Here is a 14,947-nt window from a genome sequence, read left to right as displayed (position 1 = left end):
ATTATACCCATTGATATATTCTGTGGTAATTTTTAACTTCTGAGAAAACAAGCCTGTTCTTACCCTTTACATGTTTAAATGCCATTGGGAACTGACTGGCATCCACTTTATGATTCCTGGTACCAAACTTTAACTGTTCATTGGCTGCAAATGTATTTTCATATTCGTCAATGGATAACATGTAGCGGTCGTCCAGATGTTTGGAAAGATTGAATTGCTTTAGCTTTTGCTGTGAGTTCGCGGTAACAATACCACTATAAAACTCAGAGCAACAACCGGACCCATAGGAGAATACACCTATACGCTTGGGCATATCAAAGTTACCGTTGTCGATTGCGCTGGCTAGTGCCAGATGAGCGGTAGCACCCATAATGTTCCCTACGCGCTGGCAATATATTAATGATGGTACTACTCTTCTCTGAAAATCAGCTTCTATCTGGCTAGGTGTAGCGCGTTTCAGCTTACGCATATTTGTACGATGTGCTCCTTTGACCATTCCCCCAAATGGCGTATGAAAAGCCAGGTATTCAAATGTAGATTCATAGTCTGTTCCCTCTACCCTTTTTTGATACTCCCTGAAAGCATTCTCGCAGCAATCCAGGTAGGACAACAGAGAAACGTCAGCATCTCCGGCTTCCTGATCAGGCACCGGCCGGCAGGTATCCATCACCTCATAACCATAGTAACCGTTAGCGCCTTTATCTATCTGGAATACTACGGGATAGTCACTCACCAGTATGGCCACGGCTCCGGAGCCTGTGCTTGGTTCTGCAAAAGTTCCTTCAAGGGAAGCATCTACCACACTCATTCTTGAAATATCCGTACAAATCACCAGCGCCTTTCTGCCTACCGCTGTTTGTGATAAAATATAATTAACAGCCATTTGAAAACCGGCAGTTCCTGAATAGCAGGCTCCCTTGAGTTCTATCAGCCTGCAATTTCTACCCAGCCCCAGATAATGATGAATATAAGTACTCATTGACTTCCCAAAATCTATTCCTGATTCCGTACAGGTAATAACCATATCAATGCGGTTTCTTTCTTCTTCTGTCAAACCGTCAATGATTGGTCTGGCAGCATTTACGCCATTGGAAATGGGATCTTCATAAGGCATTGGCACCGTTTTCTCTTTCATCAACAGGTTCTCAAACCGATCGTTGTTCAGCTTTCGGGCTCTGGCCAGTTCGGCAACGTCTAATGCTGCTGATCCGCAATAAATATTCATGGCTTCTATTCCTGCTTTCATGTTGCTTAGTTTAATGGATGTACTGATAATTAATTTTTCCTGATAACAATAGATGTATTCATCCCTCCGAAGCCAAAGCTGTTGCTCAGTGTGTAGTCAATAGCTGTTATAGATATGGTATCTTTCACCCAATCAATTTCATCGGAGATCGGGTTTAGCAGATTATGGCTCTTGTGAAGAAAATTGCCTTTCATTTGAATAAGACTGGCGATACATTCAACCAGACCGGCTGCTGTTAAGCCATGTCCGATAAGTGATTTCGTGCTGTTCGCCCGGACGCCGGCCAAACCTGCCGCAAGCATGGCAGCCACCTCCGTCTTATCTCCTGTAGGAGAAGCCGTACCGTGCGTATTTACATAGTTTATGTCCCCGGGAGTAATGCCAGCCGCCTTTATTGCAGCCAACATCGCATTCTTTTCACCTGCAACAGATGGATTGGGTCCCCTGTTAGCATCTATACCAATTCCATATCCAGCAATAGTTCCATACGCCCGCTTCCCTCGTCTGGCAGTATGTATTGCCGACTCCAGTATCAAACATCCGGCAGATTGTCCGTATACAAACCCGCCATGCGCATTATCAAATGGCCGGCAGACCGCATCAGGGACTGCTTCTGCAGGTATGGCCGCCATAGCCCCCATAACAGTAAACCCCTGGTATTCGTATACCGACAGATCCATCAACGGTGCAACCACAAGTACCACATCATATTCTCCGCTGCTGATCAGCCGATACCCCTGAACAATGGCCATATTACCGCTGGCAGAAGCAGCGCCTATCGAATGTCCTTCTCCTGTAATACCTAGTGTTTCGGATATCACGCCCACCACATCGGTATCAAAGAAATTCACCCCGTAGTTGGGGTTCATAAACTGTAGCTTTCCCCGGTATTTATCCTGCGTCATCTGTAAGGTCGCCCGCTGTGTATTGCTTCCGCCGGATACGATAGCGACCCTTGCAACATCAATATCAGCATCATTTAACCCTGCATCTACCCAGGCCTCCAGCGCGCAATACAAGCCATGAAGCGTACTTGCTGAAATATTTCTCATCCGCTTAGCTTTATCAATAACGCTACTGTCCAGGTTTATTGCCGCCACAGATGACTGGAAATCAAAGTCAGCTGCCTTTCCAAGGGGGAACCTGAGCTCCTGATCACTGTATGCAATGGTGATGGCAGAAAAATTTGTTTTCCCTTCTTTCAGTGCAGCGGTAAACTGATGCTGCCCTGCACCAGTTGGTGTAATGACCCCCAATCCAGTAACCTTAATCTCATGTTTTGATACACTCATCCTTGTTTCTCTTCTAATTTTTGACAAAACAGATCCGCCAGTTCGCCCAGATTCGTAGCGGAATGAAATTCAAATCGTGGCACCTGTAACTGAAGATCCTCTAACATTTGTTCAATCAGCTCTGCCCTGGCAATTGAATCGGCGCCTAAAGGCGAAAGCATATCGCTCCGCTCTATCTGCTTGTCCCCCAGCCCGGGAAGTATTTGCCTGAGGTTGCTTGTTATCAGTGTAAAAATCGTTGCAGTATCCATTTCCTTATTTCTTTTCGATTATCAAATCTGCTAATTCATTTATTGTCTGAGCACCCACAAACTCGATCCGCGATATCTCCAAATTCAGGCGTTCAAGCGTTAATGTGATCAATTCTCCACGATCAAGAGAATTTGCACCAAGATCAACAAATGTATCATCCAGTGAAATCTGTGATCCTGATAATTCAGGAATAATTTCCAGCAGGTTTTCCTTAATAACTGCAATAACTTCATTTCTCATGTGTATCGTTTTTATTGTTTTCTTAACTATTCAGCATTACGAGCGTGTCTTTCAATAATTCAGCTGCTTCCCTCATCATTTTAATACCTATTTTATCCGCGTGTCGGTTTCTCCAATTTTCCAATTCAGTGCCTTTTACCCATTGATTAAAAGCACCCAATGCTGGTCCTGTATGCACCTGGAAGTTTACTTTATCATCTATATTCCCTTCAAAAGCCAGTTTATTACTGTAATTAAAATACCAGCGGAATACCAATGCCATTTTGCTTTTTGGATGCTTCTCTGCCTCATCGATTACGCGTTGATCCCCCTTATTCTTCAGATATGTTTTTGTCTCTTCCCATATAGTACCCAGTGGCTTCTTAAAATAATTTTTCTCTAACTGCAATATGATTTTTTCCGGTATCTCCTCCAGCGAGTCATACTGCGTGTACAGCGCAAACAGTTTGTTCGCCCGCGCCGGAAACAATACACCCTTTTTCAGCACCTGTATTTTCCCGCCTATTTCAAACATATCGCCGGCGGGCGCATAGTCAGTATCCTGCACATTAATATCCTGCAACAGATCTTTCACCGCATCACTTGTTCCCGCTTCTACGGTGCATTGGTTAATAGAACCCGTAAGTACAAAGTCAGCCCCCATCATATAGGCACAGGCAACCGCCTGCGGGGTTCCGATACCTCCTGCAAGCCCTACCCTTATGGACATAGGATAACAATATTCCTTTTCAATATCTGTTCTCAACTGCTGAATAGAAGGTAATAGCACCAGGGCCACTCCTCCATCTGTATGGCCACCCGAATCAGCTTCCACACATACATCATAGCTCATGGGCACCATCCGGGAAAGCGCGGCTTGTTCTTCTGTGATAAGCCGCGCCTCCAACAGCTTATTCACTATTTTTTCCGGGGCGGGACGCATGAACAGTTCTGCCGCTTCCGGTCTGGATACTTTTGCTAATATTTTATGATCACAGATAACAGCGCCATTATGACCTTTTCTTAAACCCTTCAGACGGTAATAAACCAGCGACTGCGTCATTTGCATATATGCCGCTGCTTCTATATTTTTAACACCATATTTCAGATAAAGTGCAACTGTTTGCATTTCAAATGCCGGATCAATAATGTTATGAAGCAGATTCATTCCATACGGTTCTCCATTTGTCAGCTCTCGCTGAATATGCACAATGTTCTGCTCGATTTCCTCCAAAGACATTCCTCCTGTACCAATGAACCCAAGCATACCTGATCTTGCCATCCGGATCACCAGTTCCTTAGAACCTATTCCCCTGTACATGGCGCCCGCGAGGTAAGCATATTTAATACTATAATCGTCACGGAATGCTTTGCTTCCGAGGCGGGTAGACAAACATCCCCTATCAGGTACGGGAACGTCTGTTTGTGACATTACCACCTCACTACTTACAGTAGCCATCTGTGCACCATTATCGATCGTCAGGGCTATACATTTTTCCCTGATCTCTTTTACCATTTTCGTAAGTATTCCGCCTCCGATTTCCTCGAACATGGTAATGCCCTTCCCCATCAGGTAACGAACACTATCTGTCCATTGTACCGAGCTTGCAATCTGTGTACTTAGCAAATCTGCTACGCTGTTATCTTCATAAGGTCTTGCCGTAGCATTAGCTATTACCGGAAATTGCAGCCGAGAGAAATTAAAATCCCTGAGGAACGCAGCAAACTCTTCTGCAGCCGGTTTCATATACCTGGAATGAAAGGGGGCGCTCACATTCAGCGGTACAATTTTGATACCCTGTCCATCAAAATCCTTCACTATCCTATTGATTGTTTCCTGTTGGCCTGCAATTACCGTTTGAGTAGGTGTATTGTAATTAGCGACATCAATAGTTGTATAACCGCCATCTGCCAGTTTTTGTCTGAGATCTTCCACCTGTAGCCCCAATACAGCCGCCATACTTCCTCCCAATGCTGCCGCCATTAATACACCCCGTTTTTGTACCAACCGCAAACCTGTCTCAAAATCAAAGGCACGGGCTGCCAGTAATGCATTATACTCACCCAGGCTGTGACCAATCAAATAAGCAGGTTGACTATCCCGGTGCCGCCGGTAATATTCCAGCGCGTTCACAACATATAAAGCAGGTTGTGTAAAGGCTGTTTGGTTCAATTTTCTTTCAGGATCCTTTACACAAAGTTCCTCAAGATCATATCCCAATATATCTGAGGCTCGTTGCACCTCTTTACTGAAAATCTTAAACAACTCTTTACCCATTCCCTTATACTGGGACCCCTGGCCGGGAAACATAATTGTTTTCATCAGTTTATTTTTAGCTTTAATGTTGATGACCACATTGAACAGTGAGGTTCATTTACCAGGGAGAAGTGATTCCCGGTAGTATGAATAACAGTTACATCTTCAAAGAACTTATCCCACCCCAAATCTTCCCCATTTTTCCAGTCACCTCCTGTAAGCAGTGAATTGTCGGCTTGGATAACAGTAACATGATTACTCAGTTTTTTGTCCATATTATATTTTGCAGATACAGATGCATTAAATACATTCCACATTCTACCGATCACTTCCTTTGGCAGGACGTTCACCGTATCATATATAAACCGAAGACCTTCTTCTACTGATCTGTGATTTATTTCTGCCACCAGCTGTTCCCCCTTTTCCTCACTGACCGTTAATCCGCAGAACCTGATTAATCCTTTAAAATAGAACCCCAGCTTTACTATTGTGGGATCGTCAGAGAAAGAAAGCGGATCAGTGTAGCAGTCCAGCAGAACTACCTCCCCCGTTACAATGGCGCCGGCTGTTTGTTTCAGCATCTCGTAAATAACAATCCCGGCATAACTGTGTCCCCATAGGTTTACTTTACCGCTGGCAGATATAGCCGCCATCAGTTTAAGGTTATGTGCCGCCATTTCTTCGATTGAGTCGCAGGGGGTATCGTTGCCGGGAACACCTTTCATCTGCAAACCATAAACGGCCCCTGTTCCGGGTACCTGCTTTGCCATATCCAGGTATGCTTCGGTAGCACCAAGTCCGCCTGGTACTATAAATGTCACCTCTTGATGATCACCGTCGCGGAGTGTAATTATATAAGCATTGGTATTGGGTAGAGATTCTCCGGCTTGCTGCATGTGGGTGATAACAGCACTCAACTTTGCGATCGAGGTATTTTTCATCACATCAATCAGCTGGATAGTTGTGTTTTTAAAAGTGGTATTTATTTTATGGACAAGCTGGATCATCACCAAAGAGTTGCCTCCCAGTTCAAAGAAGTTGTCGTGTATACCTGGCTTTTCTATCTTAAGTAATGTCCCCCATATAGTAGCCAGCTGCATTTCCGTTTCATTTTCGGGAGCAACATACTGCGGACTGCTAAATACCGATACATCAGCCACTGGCAGCGCATGCTTATTCACTTTACCATTTGCCGTTAACGGCACTTTTGCGATTTCCAGTAATAATGAGGGAACCATATATTCCGGTAGATGCTGCCTCAGGTAATTTATGATTTCGTCTTTCTCGAATGTTGCTGCAGGCACTACATAGGCCACTAAGCGCTTATTTCTGCGAGCGTCTTCGATAGTCATCACCACACATTGCTGTACCAATGGCGACTGCTGTAATATAGTTTCTATTTCTCCTAACTCCACCCTGAAACCATTGATCTTCACCTGTCCGTCCTGGCGGCCTAAAAAGATCATATAGCCGTCAGGGTGCTGACAACCCAAATCTCCCGTTTTATATAGCAGCTTTTTCCATTCAGGGTGATAAATAAAACTAGCAGCGGTTTTAACATCATCCTTGTAATAACCTTTGGCAACACCTGTTCCTCCTATGTATATATCTCCCGGTATATTTAATGGCGCTGGTTGCAGATTTTTATCCAGTACATACATTTCCTGGTTGCCAAGCGGATATCCATAAGGAATACTCTTCCATGCAGGATTAACTTTGTCAATAGGATAATAAATAGACCATATAGACCCTTCTGTAGCACCGCCCAGGCTGATTACTTCGCTATGGCTGTTGATTCGTTTAATCCTGTCCGGAAGATCCAGCGGGATCCAGTCACCACTCATGAAATATAAGCGCAAACTCGAAATATCATTACCACCTGCTTCTTCCTGGAAGTCTATTAACAGGTTTACGATTTGCGGTACAGAATTCCATACCGTTACACCTTCTTTCTTTACATAGCGAAGCCATGCTTCAGGAAGCTGTCTTTCCTCTTCTGTCGGTAGTATTAATGTTGCGCCACACGCGAAAGTGCCGAATATGTCATATACAGACAGATCAAAATTAAGATCAGAAATACCAAAGATTTTGTCTGATGCACCAATGCCAAAACGGGCATTCATGTCATAAAGTGTATTTACCGCACCCCGGTGATCAATCATTACGCCCTTTGGCTTCCCGGTGGATCCTGACGTGAATATGATATATGCCAGATCCGTATCTGATGATATGATGGTTTCATTCACGGAACTTTCTGCCGCAAAAACATGCTCCTCCAATAAAACAACATTTACTCCCGCGGGAAGATTGACTTTCCCCAGGTATTCCTGTTGCACCAGGACGATAGGAGATACCGTTTCCAAAATCAGCTCATTCACCCTTCCTGCCGGCAAATTACCTTTTACCGGAACATAATGTCCACCTGCTTTTAATATTCCCAAAACGCCCCATATCTGCTCCAGGCTTTTATGTGATACAATTGACACCGGTGCATTCAGCGGTAAATGAGCTTTCTTCAGATAGTTCGCTAACCGGCTGGCCTTATCATGAAGCGCCTTATAGGTAATCCGTTCTTCCTTAAATACGACTGCAATCTGGTCAGGCGTTCTTGCTACCTGCTCCTCGAAGAGATCTATCAGGGTTTTATGACGAGGATAATCTACCGCCGTACTATTTCGGGTTACCACCAGTTCGTGATATTCCTCTTCCGGCAGGATCTTATAATCTTTCAGTGCTTTTACAGGATTTTCAGCTATACCCTTCAGCAACTCTCTAAAGTATCCAAGATGCCGCTCAATAGTTGCCGCATAAAATATTCCCCTGTTGTATTTCAGGTTAACAATTAATTCTTCTCTCAGATCATTAATTTCCAGGGAGTAGTCGAATGCCGTTTCCTGGTATAACCCATCCAGCAACGTTACTCCGAAATCGCTGCCCTCAAGTACCTTATCGAAGATATTATGGTAGGAATACGCTACCTTAAAAGCAGCCTCCCTTCCGTTCCCCTTATACAGGTTTAATGTTGATACAAGCTGCGGGAAAGGATAAGCCGCATAATCTATTCCATTTACAAATTCTTGCTTTGTTTCCCCGGCCAGTTGTTGAAATTGTTTTCCAGATGAAACATTACTTCTGGTAATCATCATATTTACATAGTAGCCGATACTCTGCTCATATTCCTTCCCAGGTCTGCCTGCAATTGGCGTTAAGACCAGGATATCCTCTTCCCCGGTTAACCGGTTCAGCAACAAGGTAAAAGCGCTTAGAAATAATACAGATAAATTGACATTTAACTTACGGGCCACTAACTTTAACTCATCCAGTTCCTGTTTTTTCAGGTGAACTACCCCACAGCCAACACCAGCTGTATTTATTTCCTTCAATGTTGTATCGTATGGCAATGACAACAACGGTAAGTTACCGGATAATTTTTCGCGCCAGTAAGACAAGGATGCCGCTCCACGGCTGCTTGCTATATATTCCTGCTCCCATGTTACAAAATTGAAATATGCCAGATTTGGTTGTTTCTCCGTTTTATTTTCTCTTTTCAAGCGTTGTTTGCTTTTCTCAAATACAGCAGCCATAAAGAGCGCACTGGATGTTCCGTCAAACACGATATGATGGGTAACAAATAAGAGATAGGTTCTGTCAGTATCCGGGTCACGTTTCAGGTACAACCTTAACAAACAATCCGATTCGAGATTAAATGGCTTTCTTAAAAGCTGCCAGAAGGTATTTTTTACATCCTCATTCTTTTCAAGAAGACTGTAGTCAAAAAAAAGTGCGGCGGACGGCGTATTTATTTTATGACAGATCTCTCCGGTAACAATATCTCTGATAAAATTGGATCGCAAAACAGGATGGTCTTCCATCACAGACATCAGTGCCTCCCGCAATTGCACCGTATCCACTTCTCCCTCCAGTATTAAGGCGATGGGCAAATTATACGTTGTATCACCAGGTTCTAAGTGCTGAATGAACCACAATCCCTTTTGCCCTTCGGATAAGGGATATTTTTTTGTCATCCATGCTGATGTAGCTGAAGTACTGCCGCTATGGCTTATTTCCGTTACCTTTTTTTTCCATTCATATATCAGCAGATCGAATAATACACCAAAATTATCAACGCCCAATACTTGTCCCATCTTAATATCCAGGCCAAACACATCATTGATCTCCCTGATAAACCGGATCACCTTAACGGAATCGAAATCATAATCAACCAGAGATAATGCTCTGTCTATTTCAGCCATATCTATTCCAAATATCTCACGGGTAATAGCAGACAGTTGTGTGTTATATTCTATATCATTATCCGCCGGCGATGTATCCTTACCCGCGTCTGCAGTCACTATATCAGTGGTAATAGCGCTTTTCCCCGGTGTTATGGCCCCTTTGTATTCTTCGAGAATAACATGTGCATTTACACCACCTACAGCATAACTATTCAGCGCCGCCCTTCTGGGATAACGACCATTTTTCCAGGGTACCGCACCGGATTGAAGCAGCATTGAATGTCCCGGCGCCAGTTCTGAATTGATGTTTGTAAATCCCGGGATACCAGGAATGGTTTTGTGCTGCAGTGCTTTAATGACCTTTATCAGTGATGCCATTCCTGAAGCCAGTTCCGCATGACCGACAATCGGTTTAATACTGCTGACATACCATTTCTTCGTCGCATCCGTACTCAACTCCCGGTATATATCATTGATGGCCCCCAGCTCTACCGCATCAGCCATGCGGTTTGCAATACCATGTGCTTCCACGTAATCAATGGTTGCAGGATTTACGCCTGCCTGTTCCAGGCTCCTTCTAACCACCTCTTTTATACCTTTAGGGTTAGGCGCTTCCCATGACAGGTTTTTTCCTCCATGTGCAAAATAGGTCCCCTTTATCAGCGCATAAATAGTATTCTTATCCGCTTTTGCTGCTGCCAGTCGTTTTATGATGATAATGCCCACTCCTTCACTACGGACAATTCCGTCTGCGTCGTCTTCAAAGCTTCTCATCTCCCCTTCTCTGCTCAACAGTTTTCCTAAGTCGGTCAAACCTTCATAGTTGGCAGTTTCACTAGATATCACATTTATACCACCTACGATTGCCTGATCGCATTCTCCCATCCTGATGCTCTGTACCGCTTTGTGGAGGGTCAAATACGAACTGGTACAGGCGGCGTTAATCACTTCACAGGGACCTGTTAAATTATATTCGTAGGAGATTTTTGCAGGCAGCATAGCTGCTACATTTTCTGAAGAATATTCCACGTTGGAGTTACTTGTATCGTTTACCTGTGAAATGGCAATAAATACACCTGTCCTGCTGCCTGATAGCGCTTTCCTGGTTATCCCCGCAGTATCCATTAATCTACCCAATACACCAAACACCAGCTGATACTGGCGGCTCATTACCTGGGAGCTTTTGGTCTTTTGCGCATATGTTGCAGCATATGTCTCCACCGCAGCAGCATCTATACTATGCCAGTCTGCGGCATTTTCTCCGGCAGATAAAGAGATCCTTTTATTCAATAAAACCTGCGCCCATAGTTTTTCGGGGGTGTCTGAACCTGGGAATAAACCATCCATTCCTACAACAGCAATATCCTCCCTCTCTTCTGATCCATTTTCAGGGAAATGTTCTACTCCGGTTGTTTCGGTAACGGTATGCATGACAGGCGGCGACAAGGAAATAGCTGACAATACCCGTTGTTCTGCGGAAAATGCAGTGGCAAAGGGTGTGACTGCCGTAGTCTCGGCCTGGCCTGATAACCAATCTGTTTCCGCCGATATTTTTCCGGCCAGTTGTTGCAGTGTTGGATTATCGTATAATGTAGGTCCCTGCAGCGCAATACTGAAGGTGTTATTGATCTTTTGTAATATCTCAACGCCGCTGATGGAATCCAGGCCAAGATCTATAAAGGTAGCGTCATCCACCAGTTCTGCCGCCGGCACATGCAATACATCTTCAAATATTTTTTTCAGCGTTTTGATAATGGTACTCATGTCCGGACCCTGCCGTGCTGGCACAACAACTGTATTCTCCTTTTTTGCTGGTGCATTTAGTGGCGTTTCCTTGTACGTTGTTACGGTTGCCGCAGCATCTGACACATCTTCTATTACGGGCTGTAATACGACCTTCTCAAATGCAGTCAGAGATACGCTGACTGCCGTATGCATGGGCGTTGTTATCAGCACCTGGTCTGAAAACCAGCCTGACTCCTCTGATATTTTTGCAGCCAGCTGTTGCAGCGTTGGATTATCGTACAACATTGGGCCTTGCAAAGTAACACCAAAAGTATTATTGATCTTCTGCAAGATTTCAACACCGCTGATTGAATCCAATCCAAGATCTATAAAGGTGGCATCTTCCACCAATTCAGTTACAGGTACGTGTAGTACATCTTCAAATATTTCTTTCAGTGATTTGATGATAGCCGTATTTGCAGGATGCCCTGTTGGGATGCCCACCGGGGATAACTGTTCTTCTTTTGTATGCACCTCAATTGCATCCAGGGCAAGCAATGATATTTTAGCAGCTGATGGCCCTGGTATTTCCTGCACTGCCCGGTCTGCTACCGCAGAAGTCTGTACAGATGTTTTATTAAAGTGACTGGAAATAAGTGCTTCTACTTCCTTTGTATGAAAGGTGAGGTCATGCATTTTTTGCTCCTCCCCAACATGATAGTCTAATACATTCAGGATATCTGACGATAATTTTTTCTTCAATGCCTCCAGCGCATTTTTGGGTTTTTCACTTAATTCTCGGGCAATCTGGAGTGCTTCCTTCATCACATCCCCGGTTACAATAACGGAGGCTCCTCTCCTTTTAATTTCTTCCCCGCTTACCAGCCTGGCGGTATACATCATTTCGGTAGCCAGCTGTTTACCAAGCTTCTCCCCTAATATGTAAGTGGCTCCCATCCCTGGTGTAAAACCATATTTCATGAAGTTGGCGGAGTAAGTGCTGCTTTCTGACAATAAAACAATATCGCCATACATACCCAGAATCAGTCCTCCCCCAAAGGCATGTCCCTGAATAGCGCTGATTACCGGAACATTAAACTCCAGCAATCCTTTATACAGGAAAGGGAAATAAGTAACACTGCTTTCGCTTTGAGCTATACTTTCCAATCCCTGCTGGTCCCCGCCCATTGAAAACACTTTCTGACTACCCGTCAAAACAAGTACTTTAAGCGCGCTGTTTGTTCTTAATTCATCCAGCGTTTTTTTCAGGCTGATCATGAGCTGAACATTCAGCATATTGCTGGTGGCTATTGCTTCCATTGAAACAATGGCAATCCCCTCTTTTAAAAACCTGACCTTTATTTCATCACCCGTAGTGTGCTTACTAAACAGATCCTCATAAGTAAATGTCTTTACCAGTGCTTTATCAAGCGGTTTGTTTTGCGGCGTATTGTTTACTACCGGCTTTACTGCTGCCTCGTAGCTATCAAACCAGTACCTGTCTCTGGCAAACGGATAAACAGGCAAACTGATCTTAGCCGGTTTTTGATGCCCGTACAATAAAGTCCAGTCAATATCCCCTCCTTTTACCCATAACTGGGCAATAGAAGCGAGTTCTCTATTAGTGATTGCATAATTAATATATGCATGGCCTGCACCTCCTTTAAGTAAAAGGTCTGATTTATCTTTCTTTATACTGCCGGAAAATACATACGCTGGCGAAGTAGCAGTTATACCAGCAAGATAATCTGTGAGCAATCCATCCAATACCTCCTTGTCCTCTGCTATCAGTGCTATCCGTTCTTCCATCGGCTCCCGGCCCATTTGCAGAGAGTAGGCAATGTCATGTAAGCAGGCGGCAGGATTAGCCTCGATATAGCGCTTCAGATTAACCACCTGTTCTTTAATCCGGTGCTCATTCCGTGCCGACAACACAATAATAGCCGGCTCCTTACTTTTGCAGGCTGCATTTATAGCCGGTTGATATTCTTCTATGATAATATGTGCATTTGCACCACCAAATCCAAAACTACTGATACCGGCTATTCTCGGCTGGTTATTGACGGAAGTCCATTCTTCTGTCTCTTTTTGCAGGCGGAAGGGGCTGTCCTCCAGTTTAAGGTATGCGTTAGGGGTTTTGAGATGTGGATTACCAGGCAGTATGCGGTGTCGCAATGATAGCAATACTTTAATTACACTAGCCATACCGGCTGCCGCTTCCAGGTGGCCTATATTTGTTTTTACGCTTCCTATACCGCAGTGAGGCGCTTCCGGCTGCGGTATATTCCACTCCTTATATAACTCCCTAAATGCCAGCTTTAAGCCTTCCGTCTCTATCGGATCTCCCAGCGGCGTGCCTGTACCATGCGCTTCTATATAACTGACGCTGCTGGGATTAATATTGGCTGAACGGTACGCTTTCAGCAACAAATTCTTCTGTGCCGATGGGTTGGGTGAAGTTAAGGTATTGGCTTTACCTCCATGATTCTCTGCCGTACCACGGATTACACCATAAATATGATCACCATCCGCTTCTGCCTTACTTAATGATTTTAATATTACAATACCCACCCCTTCACCTCTTACATAACCATTCGCCGTCTGATCAAAGGTCTTACACCTCCCATCTTCACTTAACATTCCTGCCTGACTAAGCGGCAACAGTGTTTCAGGTATAAGATCAAGACTAACTCCTCCTGTTATTACTATATCGCAGTCCCCATTGCGGATATGTTCAACAGCCCGGTGCATCGCTACTAGGGAACTGGAACATGCTGTATCTACCGGCTCACTCGGACCATGCAGATTAAATAGGTAAGATATCCTGTTCGTTAGTATAGAATGGGAAATACCGGTTGCCAGCTGCGCATCATGAACTACATAACTATGCTGAATAAGAGAAGCATAATCATTGAAGTAAGCACCTATAAAAACACCTGTATTGGATCCCGACAGATCCTTTACATTGATACAGGCATCTTCCAACGCATGATACACTGCTTCCAGTGTTATCCGCTGTTGCGGGTCCATCAATTCAGCTTCCTTCGGAGATATGCCAAAAAACAGGGGATCAAACTTATCGGCATCATTGATGAACCCACCCCACTTAGCGCGGGTCTTATTCTTGTCTGTTTTCGGATCGCCATCATACTCTTTCCAATCCCATCTTTCTGCCGGTATTTCAACAATAAGATCTTTATTGTCCCGGAGATTATTCCAAAAAGTAGTCAGATCAGGTGATCCGGGGAAACGCCCACTCATACCGATAATTGCTACCGGCCCCGCAGTATTATGCGCTACTTTATCCTGACGGGCAGCCATTTGCGGAAGGGGGCCCTGGGATTGCAGAATATTGCCACCGACCGCCTTTCCGGTTTGTTCCGGCCGGATAACAGCCGGATGCTTTTTCACCAGGTTATCCATATACTCTTCTGTCAGGAATATGGCCAACCCTTCTACTGTTGGATAATTATAAAATACAGTAGGTTTTAAATCCAGGTCGTAATGATTATTGAGATCATTGGAAAACCTGATCATCAGCATAGAATCAAAGCCATAATCCCCTAATGCGGTATCCGGTTCTATATCTGTGATAGACAACTTCAGAAGTTGCGCTGCAATCTCCAGTATTCTCCTCGTTACAGCCAGTTGCAGATCAGCTGTATCTGTAGTGAGCTTCTCTTTGGCGGCTACGGCAAAAGACTTCACCAATCTATCGTGT

General features: G+C 44.3%; 6 protein-coding genes. All 6 read right to left on the bottom strand.

Annotated features, from left to right (window positions below):
* Position 1 precedes the first annotated feature (1 nt).
* Genes VM802_RS10690 through VM802_RS10665 form a run of 6 tightly spaced genes read right to left on the bottom strand, consistent with a single transcriptional unit; the run spans position 2 to position 14,934 of the window.
* Positions 2–1,246, bottom strand: coding sequence for a hydroxymethylglutaryl-CoA synthase family protein (locus VM802_RS10690; RefSeq protein WP_325530172.1), 1,245 nt, complete (start codon positions 1,244–1,246; stop codon positions 2–4).
* A gap of 29 nt (positions 1,247–1,275) precedes the next feature.
* The gene (locus VM802_RS10685; RefSeq protein WP_325530170.1) at positions 1,276–2,538 is read right to left on the bottom strand and encodes a beta-ketoacyl synthase N-terminal-like domain-containing protein; all 1,263 of its coding nucleotides are present in this window, start codon (positions 2,536–2,538) and stop codon (positions 1,276–1,278) included.
* The gene (locus VM802_RS10680; protein WP_325530168.1) at positions 2,535–2,789 is read right to left on the bottom strand and encodes an acyl carrier protein; all 255 of its coding nucleotides are present in this window, start codon (positions 2,787–2,789) and stop codon (positions 2,535–2,537) included. Before VM802_RS10680 ends, VM802_RS10685 begins: the two co-directional genes overlap by 4 nt.
* A gap of 4 nt (positions 2,790–2,793) precedes the next feature.
* Positions 2,794–3,030, bottom strand: a complete 237-nt coding sequence (locus VM802_RS10675; RefSeq protein ID WP_325530166.1) for an acyl carrier protein — start codon at positions 3,028–3,030, stop codon at positions 2,794–2,796.
* A gap of 22 nt (positions 3,031–3,052) precedes the next feature.
* The gene (fabD, locus tag VM802_RS10670; RefSeq protein WP_325530164.1) at positions 3,053–5,332 is read right to left on the bottom strand and encodes an ACP S-malonyltransferase; all 2,280 of its coding nucleotides are present in this window, start codon (positions 5,330–5,332) and stop codon (positions 3,053–3,055) included.
* Positions 5,332–14,934 carry a non-ribosomal peptide synthetase gene (locus VM802_RS10665; protein ID WP_325530162.1) on the bottom strand — a complete coding sequence of 3,201 codons (9,603 nt, stop codon included), beginning with the start codon at positions 14,932–14,934 and terminating at the stop codon, positions 5,332–5,334. Before VM802_RS10665 ends, fabD begins: the two co-directional genes overlap by 1 nt.
* Positions 14,935–14,947: the final 13 nt, after the last annotated feature.

The organism is Chitinophaga sp., assembly GCF_035538455.1.
Taxonomy (GTDB): Bacteria; Bacteroidota; Bacteroidia; order Chitinophagales; family Chitinophagaceae; genus Chitinophaga.
Note: the sequence above shows the minus strand (reverse complement) of the source record. Positions and strands in the feature narration are given on the sequence as shown.

What these genes read in the sequence shown, in the direction of transcription:
- fabD (WP_325530164.1), bottom strand. Translation starts at nt 5,332, where the DNA reads ATGAAAACAATTATGTTTCCCGGCCAGGGGTCCCAGTATAAGGGAATG.
- VM802_RS10685 (WP_325530170.1), bottom strand. Translation starts at nt 2,538, where the DNA reads ATGAGTGTATCAAAACATGAGATTAAGGTTACTGGATTGGGGGTCATT.
- VM802_RS10690 (WP_325530172.1), bottom strand. Translation starts at nt 1,246, where the DNA reads ATGAAAGCAGGAATAGAAGCCATGAATATTTATTGCGGATCAGCAGCA.
- VM802_RS10675 (WP_325530166.1), bottom strand. Translation starts at nt 3,030, where the DNA reads ATGAGAAATGAAGTTATTGCAGTTATTAAGGAAAACCTGCTGGAAATT.
- VM802_RS10680 (WP_325530168.1), bottom strand. Translation starts at nt 2,789, where the DNA reads ATGGATACTGCAACGATTTTTACACTGATAACAAGCAACCTCAGGCAA.